17 protein-coding genes are annotated in these 17,448 nt (G+C 39.3%); 2 read left to right on the top strand and 15 right to left on the bottom strand.

What is annotated here, in order from left to right; genetic code table 11:
- Positions 1–14: 14 nt before the first annotated feature.
- The 7 genes from bfmBAB to Y7E_RS0108895 all read right to left on the bottom strand — a co-directional run bounded on the left by bfmBAB (position 15) and on the right by Y7E_RS0108895 (position 8,961).
- Complete coding sequence (gene bfmBAB / locus Y7E_RS0108925; protein WP_017150929.1) at positions 15–998, bottom strand: 3-methyl-2-oxobutanoate dehydrogenase subunit beta; 984 nt, start codon at positions 996–998, stop codon at positions 15–17.
- A 13-nt stretch (positions 999–1,011) separates the two neighbouring features.
- Positions 1,012–2,013, bottom strand: coding sequence for a 3-methyl-2-oxobutanoate dehydrogenase subunit alpha (gene bfmBAA, locus Y7E_RS0108920; RefSeq protein ID WP_017150928.1), 1,002 nt, complete (start codon positions 2,011–2,013; stop codon positions 1,012–1,014).
- A gap of 26 nt (positions 2,014–2,039) precedes the next feature.
- The gene (gene lpdA, locus Y7E_RS0108915) at positions 2,040–3,461 is read right to left on the bottom strand and encodes a dihydrolipoyl dehydrogenase (RefSeq protein WP_017150927.1); all 1,422 of its coding nucleotides are present in this window, start codon (positions 3,459–3,461) and stop codon (positions 2,040–2,042) included.
- 4 nt (positions 3,462–3,465) lie between these two features.
- Entirely contained in the window at positions 3,466–4,569 is a 1,104-nt protein-coding gene (gene buk, locus Y7E_RS0108910) for a butyrate kinase (RefSeq protein WP_017150926.1), read from the bottom strand.
- 89 nt (positions 4,570–4,658) lie between these two features.
- On the bottom strand, positions 4,659–5,759 hold the full coding sequence (locus Y7E_RS0108905) for a leucine dehydrogenase (protein ID WP_017150925.1): 1,101 nt from the start codon (positions 5,757–5,759) through the stop codon (positions 4,659–4,661).
- A gap of 34 nt (positions 5,760–5,793) precedes the next feature.
- The gene (yqiS, locus tag Y7E_RS0108900) at positions 5,794–6,693 is read right to left on the bottom strand and encodes a phosphate butyryltransferase (RefSeq protein WP_017150924.1); all 900 of its coding nucleotides are present in this window, start codon (positions 6,691–6,693) and stop codon (positions 5,794–5,796) included.
- 195 nt (positions 6,694–6,888) lie between these two features.
- Positions 6,889–8,961: a sigma-54 interaction domain-containing protein gene (locus Y7E_RS0108895; protein ID WP_017150923.1), complete on the bottom strand. Its 2,073-nt coding sequence runs from the start codon at positions 8,959–8,961 to the stop codon at positions 6,889–6,891.
- Between the two features lie 138 nt (positions 8,962–9,099).
- Here Y7E_RS0108895 and Y7E_RS0108890 point away from each other — a divergent pair, with 138 nt between their 5' ends.
- Positions 9,100–9,333, top strand: coding sequence for a DUF2627 domain-containing protein (locus Y7E_RS0108890; protein ID WP_017150922.1), 234 nt, complete (start codon positions 9,100–9,102; stop codon positions 9,331–9,333).
- 38 nt (positions 9,334–9,371) lie between these two features.
- Here the strand turns inward: Y7E_RS0108890 and Y7E_RS0108885 are convergent, their stop codons facing one another.
- Complete coding sequence (locus tag Y7E_RS0108885) at positions 9,372–10,100, bottom strand: glycerophosphodiester phosphodiesterase (RefSeq protein WP_017150921.1); 729 nt, start codon at positions 10,098–10,100, stop codon at positions 9,372–9,374.
- 54 nt (positions 10,101–10,154) lie between these two features.
- Between Y7E_RS0108885 and Y7E_RS30915 the strand changes: the two genes are divergently transcribed.
- Entirely contained in the window at positions 10,155–10,301 is a 147-nt protein-coding gene (locus Y7E_RS30915) for a YycC family protein (protein ID WP_017150920.1), read from the top strand.
- A gap of 195 nt (positions 10,302–10,496) precedes the next feature.
- Here the strand turns inward: Y7E_RS30915 and Y7E_RS31545 are convergent, their stop codons facing one another.
- From Y7E_RS31545 to Y7E_RS33190, 7 genes are all read right to left on the bottom strand, one after another.
- Positions 10,497–11,102, bottom strand: a complete 606-nt coding sequence (locus Y7E_RS31545; protein ID WP_017150919.1) for a hypothetical protein — start codon at positions 11,100–11,102, stop codon at positions 10,497–10,499.
- 159 nt (positions 11,103–11,261) lie between these two features.
- Positions 11,262–11,414, bottom strand: coding sequence for a sporulation initiation factor Spo0A C-terminal domain-containing protein (locus Y7E_RS35135; RefSeq protein ID WP_479688696.1), 153 nt, complete (start codon positions 11,412–11,414; stop codon positions 11,262–11,264).
- 342 nt (positions 11,415–11,756) lie between these two features.
- On the bottom strand, positions 11,757–15,110 hold the full coding sequence (locus Y7E_RS0108870; protein WP_017150918.1) for a phage tail tape measure protein: 3,354 nt from the start codon (positions 15,108–15,110) through the stop codon (positions 11,757–11,759).
- 2 nt (positions 15,111–15,112) lie between these two features.
- Positions 15,113–15,367 carry a hypothetical protein gene (locus tag Y7E_RS0108865; protein ID WP_017150917.1) on the bottom strand — a complete coding sequence of 85 codons (255 nt, stop codon included), beginning with the start codon at positions 15,365–15,367 and terminating at the stop codon, positions 15,113–15,115.
- Positions 15,368–15,411: 44 nt separating this feature from the next.
- Complete coding sequence (locus tag Y7E_RS0108860) at positions 15,412–16,443, bottom strand: major capsid protein (RefSeq protein ID WP_017150916.1); 1,032 nt, start codon at positions 16,441–16,443, stop codon at positions 15,412–15,414.
- 79 nt (positions 16,444–16,522) lie between these two features.
- A complete protein-coding gene (locus Y7E_RS0108855; protein ID WP_017150915.1) occupies positions 16,523–17,299 on the bottom strand; it encodes a hypothetical protein in 777 nt (258 codons plus the stop codon).
- Entirely contained in the window at positions 17,292–17,447 is a 156-nt protein-coding gene (locus Y7E_RS33190) for a hypothetical protein (protein WP_017150914.1), read from the bottom strand. The genes Y7E_RS0108855 and Y7E_RS33190 overlap by 8 nt, the downstream gene beginning before the upstream one ends.
- Between the last annotated feature and the right edge of the window lies 1 nt (position 17,448).

The raw sequence follows: 17,448 nt of genomic DNA, 5'->3' as shown, positions 1-17,448 counted from the left end.
TATAGTCCCCCCGATTAAAATTCCGCAAGTTCACGCATTGCTTTTTCAACTTTATCTGGATTTACCATAAAGAATTTTTCCATTGTTGGTGCATATGGCATTGCTGGAACGTCTGGACCTGCAAGACGTGCAATTGGTGCATCAAGGTCAAATAAGCAGTTTTCTGCAATAATTGCTGCTACCTCACTCATAATGCTTCCTTCTTTGTTATCTTCCGTTACAAGAAGAACTTTACCTGTTTTAGAAGCTGCTTCAATAATCGCTTCTTTATCTAATGGATATACAGTACGTAAATCAAGAATATGAGCAGAAATGCCATCTTTCGCTAATTTTTCAGCAGCTTGAAGAGCAAAGTGAACACATAATCCGTATGTGATGACAGTAATATCATCACCTTCACGTTTTACATCTGCTTTTCCGATTGGTAATACATAATCATCTTCTGGTACTTCGCCTTTAATTAAACGATAGGCACGTTTATGTTCAAAGAATAATACTGGATCTTCATCACGAATTGCCGCTTTTAATAATCCTTTTGCATCATATGGTGTAGAAGGAATAACAATTTTCAAACCAGGTTGATTTGCAAATAACGCTTCTACAGATTGTGAATGATACAATGCACCGTGAACGCCACCGCCAAACGGTGCACGCACAGTGATTGGGCAAGTCCAGTCATTGTTAGAACGATAACGAATTTTTGCTGCTTCAGAAACAATTTGGTTTACTGCTGGCATAATAAAATCAGCAAATTGCATTTCAGCAATTGGACGCATTCCGTACATCGCAGCCCCGATTGCTACCCCTGCAATTGCAGATTCTGCAAGCGGTGTATCAAGTGCGCGCTCTTCACCAAATTGATCATACAATCCAGTTGTCGCTTTAAATACGCCACCTTTTTTACCAACGTCTTCTCCTAATACAAATACTTTCTCATCGCGTTCCATTTCCTCGCGCATTGCTAATGTAATCGCGTCAATATAAGACATTACAGCCATGAAACGTTCCCCCCTATTCTGCGTATACGTGCTTCAATGCATCTTCAGGTGCTGCATACGGAGCATTTTCTGCATATTCTGTTGCTTCGTTTACGATATGCATAATTTCGTCTAACATTTGTTTTTCAGATTCCTCCGTTAACACGCCAACTTCTTTTAAGTAAGCGGCAAATGTAAAGATTGAATCTTTCTTCTTCGCTTCTTCTACTTCTTCTTTATCACGATATACACGATCATCGTCATCACTAGAGTGTGCTGTTAAACGATATGATACTGTTTCGATTAAAGTTGGACCTTCTCCGCGGCGACCACGGTCTGCCGCCTCTTTTACAGCTTTATATACTGCAAGCGGATCATTTCCGTCTACTGTATACCCTGGCATGCCATAACCAATTGCACGATCTGATACATTTTTACATGCTAATTGCTTTTCAACAGGGATAGAAATCGCATATTTATTATTCTCACACATAAAAATAACAGGCAATTTGTGTACACCAGCAAAGTTAGCACCTTCGTGGAAGTCACCTTGGTTAGAAGAACCTTCACCGAATGTAACAAACGTTACTAAATCTTTCTTTTCCATCTTCCCTGCTAATGCAATACCTACTGCATGAGGCACTTGTGTTGTAACTGGTGATGAACCTGTCACAATACGATTTTTCTTCTGACCGAAGTGACCAGGCATTTGACGGCCACCGGAGTTTGGATCTCCTGCTTTTGCAAAACCAGACAACATAAGCTCTTTTGCTGTCATACCAAACGCTAGTACAACCCCCATATCACGGTAGTATGGCAGTGCATAGTCTTTTTCACGATCAAGTGCAAATGCTGCGCCTACTTGTGCAGCTTCTTGCCCTTGACAAGAAATTACGAATGGAATTTTCCCTGCACGGTTTAATAACCACATACGCTCGTCGATTTTACGCGCAAGCAACATAGTACGATACATTTCTAATACTTGCTCATCACTTAAGCCAAGTTCTTCATGGCGTTTTTCTTTTACTTCTGCCATTTTCATAACCTCCTAAATCCACATTTTTATGCGTGTAACGCTTTTCCATCTACTGCTAATGCAGCTTCACCAATTGCTTCAGATAAGGATGGATGCGGATGAATTGTATGTGCAACTTCCCAAGGTGTTGCATCAAGTACTCTTGCAAGACCCGCTTCAGAAATCATATCCGTTACATGTGGGCCAATCATATGAACACCAAGAATATCATTTGTTTCTTCATCAACTACAAGTTTCACAAAGCCATCTGATTCTCCGTATACAAGTGCTTTTCCGATTGCACGGAATGAGAACTTACCTACTTTTAACTTATAGCCTTTTTCTTTTGCTTCTTGTTCTGTTAAACCAACAGAAGCAACTTCTGGACTACTGTATACACATTTCGATACCATTGAGTAGTCAATTGGCATAACTTCTTTACCAGCAATATGCTCTACCGCTACAATACCTTCATGAGAAGCAACATGTGCAAGTTGTAAACCGCCAATTACATCACCAATTGCATAAATATGTGATTCTTTCGTTTGGTAAAATTCATTTGTTTGAATGTATCCTTTTTCCACGATGATATCTGTATTCTCTAAACCGATATTTTGCGTATTTGCCTGTCTTCCTACAGATACAAGCATTTTCTCTGCCTTGAATTCTTTATTTTCACCATTGTGCTCGGCTTGAATTGCTACTCCATTATCTTTTACCAATGTTTCAGGTAATACTTTTGCACCTGTCACCACTTTAATACCTTTTTTCTTTAATAGACGCTGCATTTCTTTCGAAACATCTTGATCTTCAAGCGGCAGGACATGTTTTGCGTATTCTAATACAGTAACTTCTACACCGAAGTCAGCAAGCATAGATGCCCATTCAATTCCAATTACGCCGCCACCGACAATAATAATCGATTTCGGAAGCGTTTCCATTTTTAGGGCATGATCCGATGACATTACGTACTCTCCGTCTAATTCTAATCCTGGTAATGAATTTGGACGAGATCCTGTTGCAATTAGAACATTTTTCGGAATCAACATCTCATTCTCTTCACCATTTGCAAATTCAACTGAAATTGTTCCTGGCATTGGAGAAAAGATAGAAGGTCCAAGAATTCGACCGATACCTTCAAACACATCAATTTTACCTTGCTTCATTAAATGTTGAACGCCTTTATGAAGCTGCGTTACAATCTTTTCTTTACGTTCTTGCACTTTTGCAAAGTTTAATTCTACATTGCTCGCTACAACGCCAAACTCTTCACTCTTTTTCGCAGTTGCATATACTTCTGCACTACGTAGTAATGCCTTACTAGGAATACAGCCTTTGTGTAAGCAAGTACCACCAAGATTATCTTTTTCAACAAGTGCTGTTTTTAGTCCTAATTGTGATGCACGAATAGCAGCAACATACCCGCCAGTACCGCCGCCAACGATGACTAAATCATATTCTTTTGCCATTATCTCAACCCCTAGCTACCGTTTCTTTTTCTCGTACAACATACTCTTTCGGATCTTCTTCTTCACGTAATACGCGAAGTGCTCCTTCTGCTAATGCCTGTAATTCATCTTCTCCAGGATGCACAATCACATCTGCAATCCAATGCACGCGATCTTTGATTTCATCAACAAGAATTTTGCTATATGCGAGTCCTCCTGTTAAAACGATTGCATCGATTTTCCCATGAAGAACGCTACTAGCTCCGCCGATTTCTTTCGCAACTTGATATGCCATTGCTTTATAAATAAGTGTTGCCTCAGGATCACCTTTTTCAACCATGTTTTCAACCTTAATTGCATCGTTTGTACCAATGAGGCTTACTAATCCGCCTTGTCCAACAATCTTTTTCATCATTTCATCGCGGTAATACTCACCTGAGAAACACATTTCTATTAACTGTCCAACCGGCACTGTTCCAGCACGTTCTGGACTAAATGGACCTTCACCATTTAAACCATTATTTACATCAATAACTTTCCCTTGCTTATGAGCACCAACTGTAATTCCTCCGCCCATGTGTGCAATTAATAGGTTTAAATCTTCATATTTACGACCAAGTTCTTCTGCCACTTTACGTGCCACTGCTTTTTGGTTTAACGCATGAAAAATACTTTTTCGCTCCATACCTGAGATTCCGCTAATGCGAGCGATTGGCTCCATTTCATCAACAACAACTGGATCAACAATGAAAGCTGGAATGTTTAATCCAGAAGCAATTTCATACGCCAAAATACCTCCAAGGTTTGAAGCGTGATGGCCACTATATCCATTTTTCAAATCTTCTAACATAGCTTCGTTCACTGTATACGTACCGCCTTCAATCGGACGAAGTAATCCTCCGCGTCCGCAAACAGCGTTTAATTTCGAAATATTAATGCCATGAGAATGTAGAACCTCTAAAATTGTTTCTTTTCGAAATTCATATTGATCAATAATTCGTTTATATTCCCCGATTTTATCCACATCATGACGAATAGTTTCTTCTAAAACGGGTCTCTCATTATCAAAAACACCTATTTTTGTGGATGTACTACCCGGATTAATAACAAGGATTCGATTTAAGGACAATGTTGCTACCTCCACCTTATAAATTCAAAAGGCAGTGGAAACCTCATAAGAGGTAACCACAGCTTTTGTAGAAGTTGTATATGAAAGAATTAGCGACGGCTAATGATGTCATGACCGTTGCGTAAGTACGTGCTACGAGTATTTTTTAAGCTTGCAATACGCTCTTCAGCTAGACGATCTGCTGCAACATAAGTTGGCACACCATCACGTTTTGAAATCTCAATTACTTTTGCAATTGTGTCATAAATAGACTCTACGCGTTTTAATGCACGTTCTCTATTGTATCCATATAATTCATCTGCTACGTTAATTACGCCGCCTGCATTAATTACATAGTCTGGTGCGTATACAATTCCCATTTCATGAATTGTGTCACCATGACGATCTTCTTTTAATTGGTTATTTGCAGAACCTGCGATTACTTTTGCTTTAAATTGTGGAATTGTTTCATCATTGATTGTTGCCCCTAATGCACATGGTGCATAAATGTCACATTCTACACTGTAAATTTCATTTGGTTCAACCGCTGTTGCACCGAACTCTTCTACTGCGCGCTGAACAGCTTCTTTATTAATATCTGTAACTATTAGTTGTGCCGATTCAGCGTGTAAATGTTTGCATAAGTGGTATGCTACGTTACCAACACCTTGAACAGCAATTACTTTGCCTTCTAGGCTATCTGTACCAAATGCTTCTTTTGCTGCTGCTTTCATACCACGGTAAACACCATAAGCAGTTACTGGAGATGGGTTTCCAGAAGAACCGAATGAAGGTGAAATACCTGTTACAAAATCAGTTTCTTCGTGGATAATATCCATATCATCAACAGTTGTACCAACATCTTCTGCAGTAATATAACGTCCGTTTAACCCTTGAATGTAACGTCCTAGTGCACGGAACATTGCTTCACTTTTATCTTTACGCGGGTCGCCGATGATAACTGTTTTTGCACCACCTAGGTTTAAACCAGCTGCTGCGTTTTTATACGTCATCCCTTTGGCAAGACGCAATGCATCTTCAATCGCCGCTTCTTCAGAATCATATGTCCACATTCTTGTTCCACCAAGGGCTGGTCCAAGTGTTGTATCATGAATTGCAATGATTGCTTTTAATCCAGATTCTTTATCTTGACAAAATACTACTTGCTCATAATCATATTTTTCTAAGTATTCGAAGATTTCTAATGCCATTGTCATTTCCCCCTAATTGTTTTACCCTATTGGTTTATTTAGAAGCAGTCGCAACTGCTAAAGCTAATGAATATACTTTTGTTTCTGCTGAATCAGCACGAGATGTTAAAACAATCGGTGCTTTCGCGCCAGCAATCATCGCTCCTACATTTGCATTTGCAAAATAGACAAGCGATTTATATAGCACGTTTCCAGCTTCAATCGTTGGGACGAGTAAAATGTCTGCCTTACCTGCTACATCACTTACTATGCCTTTATGCTCTGCTGCAATTTGTGATACAGCATTATCTAAAGCAAGTGGTCCATCGACGATACAATCTTTAATTTGTCCACGACGATTCATTTGCGTTAACATCGCTGCATCGATTGTTGCTTGCATCGCTGGATTAATAACTTCCACCGCTGCAATTGGAGCCACTTTCGGCAATTCGATTCCTATTGCCCGGGCAACTTCAACAGCATTTTGTATAATAGCAGCTTTTTGCCCTACATCAGGTGCAATATTCATTGCTGCATCTGTGACAAAAATAAAGCGGTCGTAATTTGGAACTTCAAACGCTGCAACATGTGATAACACACTACCTTTGCGAAGTCCCCACTCTTTATTTAATACTGCTTTTAAAATACTTGCGGTCGGGATGTTCCCCTTCATAAGTACATCTGCTTCACCATTTCTTACAGCTTTAACAGAAAGTTCCGCGGCCTCAGCATTTGATGATGCGCCGATCACTTGAACGTGTTCTGAAGCTTGTAAGTCATGCTCTTGTAGCATACCCATAATTTTTTCTTGATTTCCATATAGACGAAATTGAGCTAACTGTAATTGAATGGCCTTAGCAACTGCTTCAATTACTTCATGATCTTCAGCTACTGCTACAGCCACAGTTTTTTGGAGCTGTCCTGCTGCTTGATCAATTAAGTGTTTTAACTTCATATTTTGTAATCAACCCTTTCCGTCGTCCCTCGTCTATTTAATAAGCAAATACCGTGCCAACTTTTTAAAGTGGTCATACCAATTATGAAAACGCATACAAAATGCAGTAAAATCAGTACTTTAGAAAATAGCGGAATATTCTGTCTTGAATTGTCGTTTTTTGTATACCATGCAATAAATTGCACGGTACGCAATTTATTGCATGCTATTTTTTGCATGGTCATACTTTTCTAACTTGTAATATAAATTTCGAACTGAGATTCCTAACGCTTTTGCTGTCTTTGTTTTATTCCCATCAAACTTCTCTAAATATTCATGTATGATGTTCCCTTCAAACTCCGTGACCAAATGTTCAAGAGACTTTTCTTCTAATTCCGGTAGCAAACTACTTCCTTTTAACTCCACTTGATCTTCCTTATGCAAAGAAGGCAAATGATGCACATCAATATACATCTCATTATAGTTCATAAAAATAATGGCCCGCCCCAAAATATTTTCAAGCTCTCTGACATTCCCCGGCCAATCATACGATTGCAAATATTCAATAGCCGATTCCGTTAACCCTTCTACATTCCGACCATAATCTTGATTAATTTTTTGAATCAATCGTTCTGATATAACTGGAATATCTTCCTTTCGTTGACGAAGAGAAGGGATTTGAATCGGAATTTTATTTAAGCGATAATATAAATCTTCCCGGAATTCACCTTCCAAAATTGCTTTTTCTAAATTCACATGCGTCGCTGCAATAACCCGAACGTTAATAGGAATCGCTTTCGTTCCGCCTACTTTTACAATTTCTTTCTCCTGCAGTACACGCAATAATTTCGCTTGCGTATTGGCAGACAACTCACCAATCTCATCTAAAAAAACACTTCCATTATTTGCTTCTTCAAAGAAACCTCGTTTACCACCTCTTCTTGCTCCAGAGAAAGCCCCTTCTTCATAACCAAATAATTCACTCTCTAATAGAGTCTCTGAAATAGCAGCACAATTCACACGCACAAATTTATTGTACTTCCGGTTACTCCCGTTATGAATAGCATGTGCAAATAACTCTTTACCAGTCCCTGACTCCCCGCGAAGTAATACGGTTGCCGGCGTATTTGCTCCAAGTTTCGCTTGTTCAATCGCCGCCATCATTTCATCAGACGTTCCTACAATATCCTCAAAAGAATATTTTGCCTCTAGCGTCCGAATAATTTGTCTTGCCCGATTTAATTCATGTGTTAACTTTTGAATTTCTGACACATCACGAATAACACCCACGCTACCTTTCAATATGCCATCAACAATAATCGGTGCTACATTTACAATTACATCACGTTTTTTCTGACCGATTTTCATATGAATCCCTCGTACCGCTCTACGCGTCCGAAGTACTTTCATATGCATACTTTCACCCTCTACAATATCAGTCGTTGCAGGTTTTCCAATTATGTCATCCTCTGTAAGACCTGTTAACTTCGTATAAGCGGGGTTTATAACAAGACCTCTCCCCTTCTCATCTACAACAGAAATCGCTTCCTCAGATGAATGAATAATCGCTTCCAATAAGGTTTGAATTTCTTTTAAATCCGTAACTTCTTCTGCTAAATCTACAACTTCTGTAATATCTTTAAAAATGGCAAAAGCTCCTTGAACCTCTCCATCTTCTTTTAAAATAGGAATACGAGTTGTAATAATCTTTTTTTCATTCCCTAACGTCAACTCATGATTCACTTCTATTTGTTTCGTTCGTATAATACGAAGTAATTTACTAGTCGGAATTACTTCTAAAATATATTTACCTACCGCTTCTCCTGTTTTATAACCTGTTATACGTTCTGCACTTTTATTAAATAATTTTACATAACCTTCTGAATCAATGACGATCATTCCATCATGAGTGGAGTTTAAAATCAAATTCCCTTGCTGCGTTTGTTCTTTTAACTTTTCAATTAAACCCTCTTTCTCATGTGCCAACTTCGTAACGATTTTCGCAACATCCCCTGGTATAAGAAGTGTATTTTCTTGCTTTTTTGCTAATAGAACCTTATGTAAATGGTAATCACCACTCATATCAAAAATTACATCCACACCCAACGTAAGAAACGAATCTAAATCTTCTCCAATTGCAATACCTTGTTCTTGCGCAACCTGTAATCCTTTTGCATTCGGATTTATATCGATAACGCCAACGACTTTAAATATATTCGAATTTTGCAGCAAACCAAGAATCGTACTTCCACCTTCGCCCGCTCCAATAATTAATACTTTTTGTTTCACACATTACACTTCCTCTCGAAGTATCTCTGCAAAATTTTTCACACCTTTATCTTACTCGTTCAGCAATCACTTGACAAATGTCCTTTCTATATAACATCATTTAATATATACGAAATTATCTGAAAAGGAGCGTTATCTATGCAGCGTTACCTCGCTCTTCTATTAGCACTTATTCCCATTTCATTAGCAGTGCTAGGTATAAAATTAATGAGAGATACTGTATTCGGTATTCTTTTATCTCCAATTCCTGTATTATGGTTACAATTTTTAATGGGGGTATTCTGCTTTGCAATCGGTTTTTATATCTTTGGTAGCTTCGTATTATACCGCGATCGTAAGCGAAATAAAGTACAAGCTCGTTTTCGAAGGTAAGTAAACATAAAAAGTGAGACCTTTCTTAATTAAAGGTCTCACTTTTTCACTTGCAATAACACTCTAGCACTTTCTGGATAATCGGTAATAATTGCCGATATATTCATATCGAAATATTTACGCATGACCGTCTCTTCATTTATCGTATAAGGACGAACCTCGACTCCGCTTTCCATTGTTAATTCAGCGATTGCATCAGGAAAGTAACGATGGTTTGGATGGACCGCAGTAGCCCCCATTTTTTGCGCATAGGCCCATGGGCTATGTAAACCTTCACGGTATAAAATCGCCGTTTGAATATCTGGAGCCATCATATGACATCTTTTCATACTGTAATGATTAAAAGAAGAAAAGATAACCCTCCCTTCAAGACCGAACTTTCGTACAAGTGTTATAACCTCTTCTTCTAAACCACGATATGGAATTTTATTATTTTTAAATTCAATATTCAGAAGCAATCGATTGGACTGCAACCACTCTAATACTTCCTCTAATAAAGGAATTCGGCAAAAGCCTACCTTTTCCGAAAACTTGTGACTCGCATCTAATTTTCTCAAATCTTCATACAGATAATTACGAACCGCACCCTTTCCATTCGTTGTACGATTGACAGTTTCATCATGAATCACAACAACTTTTCCATCCTTCGTAAATTGTACATCTAATTCTATCCCATCTGCTTGAAACGATTCCGCAGCTTCAAAGGAAATCATTGTATTTTCTGGATACGTCCCCGCCGCACCGCGGTGCGCAAATATAAGAGTCATCCTCACTCCCCCAATCTTATGCTATACTATACGAAAAAGGAGGTACTTCTTTCTATGAGACCATTACAAATTTCTCCGGACACTGCAATCCGCTTATCAAAAGCTCTTGGTGTTCCACTTGAGCAAATTATGCATATGCCGCAGCACATTTTAGTTCAAAAGTTAGTTGAATTAGAAAAACAAAGTAAAGATGAAGAATAATATAGTCCTGTTTTTGCAGGGCTTTTTATTATCCTCGAGTCATTCCACTCGTTTATCTCATCTTACAATTATATCACTGAGTCATTTTACATATAACCTCATTGTTTAAATGGATATAATATACTACCCATCATTAATAAACATCTTTTAATGCGGAAGAAGACCATTTTTTTATAATCTCAATAGTAAACTTATTTAAACTGGCAACGTTAAAGCCATTAAGATATTCTCTCTATACTTCTCATCCTTTTCCTTCAATTCAAGAATCTTGCGTCTCAAATCAATATTCACATATAGTTCACAATAACGATTTAATTCTTCATCTTCATCAAAAAACAATTTGAATTTTAGAATTTCATTTTTAAAATTCGATGGATTTCCCGCTAATGCGAAACACGTAAAAGGTACTATATTATTCATTTTAAAATTACTACTTTTCGATAAATATAAATACGATATAACGTTTACTAAATAATCAGAATCACTCCCCAAAGAATAAAATACAATACCGTTTTGATGAAAAGCATTATAATTTATTTCCCCTGCAGTACTCATCCCCCTTATCATATTATCTTTAAAAGCAATCATGAATCCAACAATTTCTCCTTCAAATTGACCAAAAACTTTAACAACATGATACCCGTTCTCTCTCCAATAATGTGTGATATTAAACGTTAAATCTTGAAATCCCTCTTCTGTATTTTCATTAATAACCACAAATTCCATATCAGTCCTCATACTCCTTTTTCTATTTTCTAAACAGCTCCTTCTCTTTCCCCTCTTATTTCCAGCATAACACAACAAAAAACCTCCTATCTATTAGACTAAACTCTTCAATCCAATAAATAAAAGGTTTTAAAATTAACCGCTAATTACGTATGTACTTTATTGCCTACATACGTAATTCATTGGCTATTAAATTTGTTGTAAAATACGCCTAACAACTTGATATAACAACTTTTACGAAGCCTTATGTTCAAGCCTTAACTTATCCGCAACCATTGCGATGAATTCTGAGTTCGTAGGTTTTGCTTTTGACATCGATACAGTATAAGGCGCTGATATATTAACGTTTTCAATCGTTTTATCTTTTCCGTTCTTTCGGTAGTTTATCGGGTTACCATTACGGAGTTTATCGGTAACCTTTCTCTACTCCGTTAAGCTTAGTATACGGTCTGTCCATTACTCAGTCAACCTATGTCTTATCGACAAATTACACGTTTCTTCCTATTTATATAACGTATTTAAGGTACAAAAATTATTAACAAATATTTCGCGATTAATTGATCTATTACCCGTAAAACTATTTCTAATCGGCTTGTAGTACGTTTCTCAGCGTAAAAAGTATAAAAAAAATAGCGACGCGCCCTCCCGCAATGGAAAGACACGCCTTCTTAGGTACTAACTATATTCTTCCAGGTTTATTCCGTTGAATATCAGCAATCTACCACCCTCCTAAAACGCCTCTCTACGCCTTTTTGTAAATTCTTGTTCGCCAGTAATATCGTCCACAAATCTCGCAAACTCTTGCTTACCAAGTTGTACGTTAATATACGCTGGTTGCTTATCTCTCGACGGCTGATTAACCGCTGTATCCTTCGCTATCATACTTGGCGTAGATTTAGCCGATTGATACACACCTAATCCGCTTACTCCTCTCGGTATTGACGCACCCGTGTCCACCGCCAACATTTCCGGTTTCATCCAGTCCGTCATTTGTGCTGTCGTTCTCTGAACCGAGCCTTTCATCGAATCAATACCAATCATCCACCCTTTAATCATGTTGACACCAATCATGTCGCGCATCCAACGTGATGGTGAATGTATATCTAGAATTCCGGATATTTTATCCTTAATACCGTTTCCGAGTTCCGTCATCTTACTCCATACCGAACTGAACATCGAACCTATACCGTTTATCAATCCTTTAATAATATCTGCACCGATATCAAATAAATCCACTTCTCCAAGCGTATCTAAGATCTTTCCGCCTAGTTCTAACGCGGCGCTTCCTAACTGTCCTAAAAGCGACAGGATACCTTTAATAAGCGCTTCAATTAACTTTATCCCAGCTTCTAATAACTTCGGCAGATTCTTTATTAATTCGCCGACTAAAGTTACGACTAGCTTAACTGCTGCTACAACTAATTGCGGTAATACCTTGACAATCCCGGCTATTAACGCCATTAGTATCTTTACGCCTGCATCGATAATTTTCGGTAAATTTGCAATCAATGTTTCTACGATTTTAGCGATTAACGTTAACGCTGCGTTAATTAATTGAGGTAGTATCTTAACAATCCCGTCAATCAACGACATCAGAATCTTAACACCTGCGTCTATAATTTTCGGTAGATTTTTTAGAATCTTAACCCCAGCCTGAACAATCGCTGGCAAATTCGCTGTAATCGTATCTACTAACTTAGTGATAACTGTAACGGCTGCTAATACAATCATAGGTAGCGCCTGAGTAATCCCGGTAATTAACGAAGTCAGTAAGTTAAGCCCCATTTCGATTAATTGAGGCAAAAACGACATCAATCCGTTAACAAGCGTTTCTATAATCGTTACAGCAATCGGAATTAGCTGCGGGATCATTTGCATGACTCCTTGGATTAACGAAATAATTAACTGTAACCCCGTCTCTATAATCGTAGGTAACACTTGCGTAATTCCAGTAATTAACGCCTGGATAATTTGCATACCTGATTCGATAATTAGCGGTAGGTTTTCAGCGATTGATTGCATGATCGTATTAATCACGCCGACCATTGCTTCAAGTATCGAAGGTGCTGCTTGGACTAATCCGTTAACGAGAGACATAATAATCTGCGAACCAACTTCGATTAGTTGCGGTAAAGTCGTAGTTATAAATTCCGCTATGGAATTAAAAATATTTGTAATCGCCTCTACGATAATTCCTTTATTAGCGTTAAGGTGTTCGGCTATCGCCGGTAGATAACGAGATACCGAGATGATTACACCGGGGATTCCTCCAATAATAGCTGCTGCAATAGTTGGACCAATTGTTTTAAAAATCTCGCCTAGTTGACTGAAATCCCCGGAAAATGCTGCCATAATAGCCGATTTTAATCGATTGAAACCTACGACCACTGCGTCAATAGCCGGACCTGCGAAGTTCATGAATGCGGCTGATAGTTCGGTCACTTTCGATTTGATAGAGTCCCATGCGCTGTTGACTCCGTTACGGAATGCTTCGTTACGTTGGTAAAGTTGAGTTAACGCTACACCCATTGCGGTCAATGCCATGATAACAATGCCGATAGGTCCGGTTAAGAATGCGAAAGCGGCACGTAAAGCGACCATCGAGGCGCTAGCTAATTTTGCTACTGCGGTACTTCTTCCTAGCCAGCCGATAAGCTTGCCTAAAGGGATGAGCGCGGCGCCGATTGCACTCGCCATTATACCGACTACTGTTCCGATGACTAAAAACGCGGTTACAGATGCCACTGAAATAGCAACTACACTTTGCATAGTCCCTGATAAATTAGCGAACCAGTTAACCAATCTAGTGACGGAATTGGCAACCGCTTCTATAGCAGGTCCAAGTGCATCTACAAAAGTCTTAGAGTTAGAATCGATTGCTGAGTCCATCATTTTTAACGCGCCAGCCCAACCTTCTAGCATTGAGTCCGCTGCCTTTTTCGATGCTCCGTCAGATTTAACAAGTGAATCCGTTAATTTATCAATTTTTTCAGGACCCGCTGCCACAAGCGCCATCATACCAGAAACTGCTTCCGTACCAAATATGGTCGCTAATGCTGCACCTTTTTGCGCTTTCGTCATACCGGTCATACCTTTTTGCAAATCGCCTATGATCTGACTTAAAGGGCGCATATTCCCTTGCTGATCCGTAATAGTGACTCCAAGACGGTTTAATTCATTAGCTGCAGCTTTCGGTGGTTTAACTAAACGAAGCAAGGACGCTCTTAGGGCCGTCCCCGCAGTCTCGCCTTTAATACCGCTATCAGACATGATACCAACTGAAGCTGCGAGTTCTTCCATTGAAATCCCTAACTGTGCTGCCGGACCCGCTGCATACTTGAACGCATATTGCATATCATATACGCCCGCTGCTGTTGAATTCGCCGCTTGGGCAAGTACATCCGCTACATGTCCACTCTGCTGCGCCTCCATGCCGAAAGCATTCAATGCGGAAGTGATCGTATCGGCTACCATTCCAAGGTCTTCGCCAGAAGCGGCTGCGGCACTCAGTATGCCTGGCAATGCGTTCGTAGCTTGTGCTGCATTAAAACCTTTTGCTCCAAGTTCGGAAAAGGCTGCGGCTACTTCGCTTGTCGAATATACGGAAGTCTTCGCCATTTCTAGAATGTCGGATTTCACTTGGTCATAAGATCCGCCTGTGAGTACTGCCGCCCTACGTGTTTGGCTTTCAAACTCCCTCGCATCTTGAATCATTCTTCCTAGAAAGAATCCTGAGGCTACTGCGGCTGGTGCGAAAGCAGTTTGTGCGGTATGGCCTGCTTGCTGTACACGGTTTCCCATCTCTTGCACGCGATTTCCTACGTTCTGAAACGTAGATTGCCAAGCGGACATATTAGGAGGGGGTGGCGGTGTTACATTTCGTATTTGACTATTCAATTGTTGCACCTGTCGACCAGCGTTTTGGACTGCGGAATTCCAACCACTCATGTTAGGCGTCGGTATATTTATCGGTTGACTCACCGCCTGATGAAAATTGCGTACTGCTTGCGTCGCTTGTTGCATGCCACGCTGTAGGTTAGATATATCTGCTAAAAGTTGTACCTCGACGCGATTAACACCCATACCTATCTACTCCCTAGTTTCTTATACGATTGGAAATTAGATTGTAGCCCTTGTGATTTTACAAACCTGCGCAATGCTTCTAATTCAGCAAGTTCTTCGCTTAGTGCCAGGTTTAATTTTCCGAATTTCTCTGCTTCGCGGCCGAACAGTTGTAATAACATGCCTATATAATATTTTGTTTCAGGTACTTCTGCCGTTTTGGTTAATTTATCCACCAATTTCTGCATTTCTTTTAAACTTTGTTCTGTTGTGATCATATAATCTCTCCTCGTTTTTTTTGTAAAATAAAACACCCACGCTTTTATTGCGTAGGTGCTACATCCGCATACATGATTAAAGACGGTTTCGTAATTACCGGCAGGGCTGCTACGACTCCTCTTTGAACACTTTCGATAGGCTCTTGTTTATCGTAGATTTCCAAGTGATAGCCTGGATCAAATCCATTTTCTACTGTTGGGCCAAAGATAGTCTCCCCGGAACGTTCTTTCACAAAAACAATTCGATTCGGTAATGCGTACTCAAGCTGTTCGTCTTCGCCTGTATAAACGTTACGTGCTATAATACTTCGACGCTTTAAAAACTCCGGCTTCGGTAAATTAAACTCACCGAAAACCTTCTCGATGTATTCGTTACTTGCATATAACGGGATTCCAGAAGTTCCGCCTTTCATGCGTGCGACTTCTGCTCTAATGCCGTTATTTGCACGGATAAATTTTGTAACCTCCGGTGGAATTACGATTAAATCCGGAAATTCACCGTTTATGTCCTGATATCTATAAGCCCATTCTTCAATGTCCCCGATGATATCGTGTGACGGGTCAGTCCAATCGCTACCATTTGGTAATGTGATACGATTTTCTTCCGGGATACCGAAGTCGAGATTTAGTTTAACTCCGTTACCTTCGTATTTAATCTCACCTTTCATCACAGCTTCTAGCTTCATCAGAGCAATCCGTAGTTGCAACGCGCCAATAATATCAACGTTTTTAGCTAACATCTTTCCTACAGCGTTCTCCCTTTCAGACGGATTCCGTGGTGTACTGAGCGCTAGTAGTTCCTCTTCAGAATAAATATTCTTAATCCCTATCTTTACAACTTCTCCGATTTTTGAAGCCACTTGATCTTTATCCATTACTGGCGGCTCCGATCCATAACCGATTAGCCCTGCAATATGTTTCGTATGTTTAACTACGTCAAAGGCAAAATTCATATCAAACGAATCAACATCGGGAAGTACCTTGTCTGCAAATGTAGGCGGCGTATTATAAAGTACCTCCTCTACGGTTACTTTTAATGATGACGGTTGAAATTGTTCTAAATGTGCGATTCCCATAATTTAATTCCTCCTATTTTTAATAAAAAGAACACTCTCTTATTCGAAAGCGTCCTAGTAAACTCGATTTATTTAATTCCTATATTGATTTCTTTCTAGCTGACTCCATTGCAAGTTTCTTTTGCTCCCATTTCCATTTGATATCACTGCGGTGGTCTTTTAACGCGGAATATAGAGCAATTTTAGAACTTGCTTCCACTTGTTTTTCATCGGCTGCCGTACGTTTTAAATCCTCGTACAAACTTCTAACTTTTGAATTTGATATCGCTCTTGCAACTGAATCACCTTGATTTAATTCATCTAGTTGAGATTTAATCGTAACGAATCTCGAAAGCAACTCACGTGCAATCTCTCGGTCTGCTACTTCTACCTTTCTTTCAAGATAAGAAACAGCCTCCGTAAAGTCGTTCGCCATAATTAATTCGGACATCACTACCCCGACTTCCTGGCGAACTTTCTCCATATCGAATTGAGTCGTTGCTTTTAACGGTGCTACCCCTTCGATTCTCTTCGCCGTTGCGAGTCCATCATCGATACATTTCGTATATAGATACTGCGTTAGGTTGAACTCCTTATCGTATTTCTCGGTAAGCGACTTGATGTCTTCTTGTCGTGCCTCATCTGTAATGCGTTCGTTTGATCGTATTGACGCTAACTCTTTATCAAAATCCTCACCTAACTTCTCCGCCTTCTCTCTCCATTGATTCTCTGAAGAACTATAAGGGTACTTGACTTGTCCTGCTTTAATTAGCTCGTCTGCCTTTTCCTCACTAAGAGCATAGATTTTTCCTGCGTACCTATATCCACCTTCAACTTGTAATCCCTCTAACATGTAACAATCTTTGTAACTAGTCATTAATAATTTCCTCCTCATTTTCTGTATGTTCATTTGAATTTATAATAGAAAAAGAACCATCGCTGTAATAAACAATGGTTTCGTGTTCATCTTGGAGTTGATTCCCTACGTAAACATTGCACTTTTCTCTATGAATCTCCGTTTTCATA

It is taken from the genome of Bacillus bingmayongensis (genome assembly GCF_000299035.1).
Classification (GTDB): Bacteria; Bacillota; Bacilli; order Bacillales; family Bacillaceae_G; genus Bacillus_A; species Bacillus_A bingmayongensis.
This window is presented reverse-complemented; position numbering and strand designations above follow the sequence as displayed.

Excerpts from the sequence above, each read along its gene's own strand:
- bfmBAA (WP_017150928.1), bottom strand. The coding sequence starts at position 2,013 with ATGGCAGAAGTAAAAGAAAAACGCCATGAAGAACTTGGCTTAAGTGAT.
- Y7E_RS0108870 (WP_017150918.1), bottom strand. The coding sequence starts at position 15,110 with ATGGGTGTTAATCGCGTCGAGGTACAACTTTTAGCAGATATATCTAAC.
- Y7E_RS0108885 (WP_017150921.1), bottom strand. The coding sequence starts at position 10,100 with ATGACTCTTATATTTGCGCACCGCGGTGCGGCGGGGACGTATCCAGAA.
- Y7E_RS33190 (WP_017150914.1), bottom strand. The coding sequence starts at position 17,447 with ATGAAAACGGAGATTCATAGAGAAAAGTGCAATGTTTACGTAGGGAAT.
- bfmBAB (WP_017150929.1), bottom strand. The coding sequence starts at position 998 with ATGGCTGTAATGTCTTATATTGACGCGATTACATTAGCAATGCGCGAG.
- Y7E_RS0108860 (WP_017150916.1), bottom strand. The coding sequence starts at position 16,443 with ATGGGAATCGCACATTTAGAACAATTTCAACCGTCATCATTAAAAGTA.
- Y7E_RS0108890 (WP_017150922.1), top strand. The coding sequence starts at position 9,100 with ATGCAGCGTTACCTCGCTCTTCTATTAGCACTTATTCCCATTTCATTA.
- lpdA (WP_017150927.1), bottom strand. The coding sequence starts at position 3,461 with ATGGCAAAAGAATATGATTTAGTCATCGTTGGCGGCGGTACTGGCGGG.
- Y7E_RS0108905 (WP_017150925.1), bottom strand. The coding sequence starts at position 5,759 with ATGGCATTAGAAATCTTCGAATACTTAGAAAAATATGATTATGAGCAA.
- Y7E_RS0108855 (WP_017150915.1), bottom strand. The coding sequence starts at position 17,299 with ATGACTAGTTACAAAGATTGTTACATGTTAGAGGGATTACAAGTTGAA.
- Y7E_RS30915 (WP_017150920.1), top strand. The coding sequence starts at position 10,155 with ATGAGACCATTACAAATTTCTCCGGACACTGCAATCCGCTTATCAAAA.
- yqiS (WP_017150924.1), bottom strand. The coding sequence starts at position 6,693 with ATGAAGTTAAAACACTTAATTGATCAAGCAGCAGGACAGCTCCAAAAA.
- Y7E_RS0108865 (WP_017150917.1), bottom strand. The coding sequence starts at position 15,367 with ATGATCACAACAGAACAAAGTTTAAAAGAAATGCAGAAATTGGTGGAT.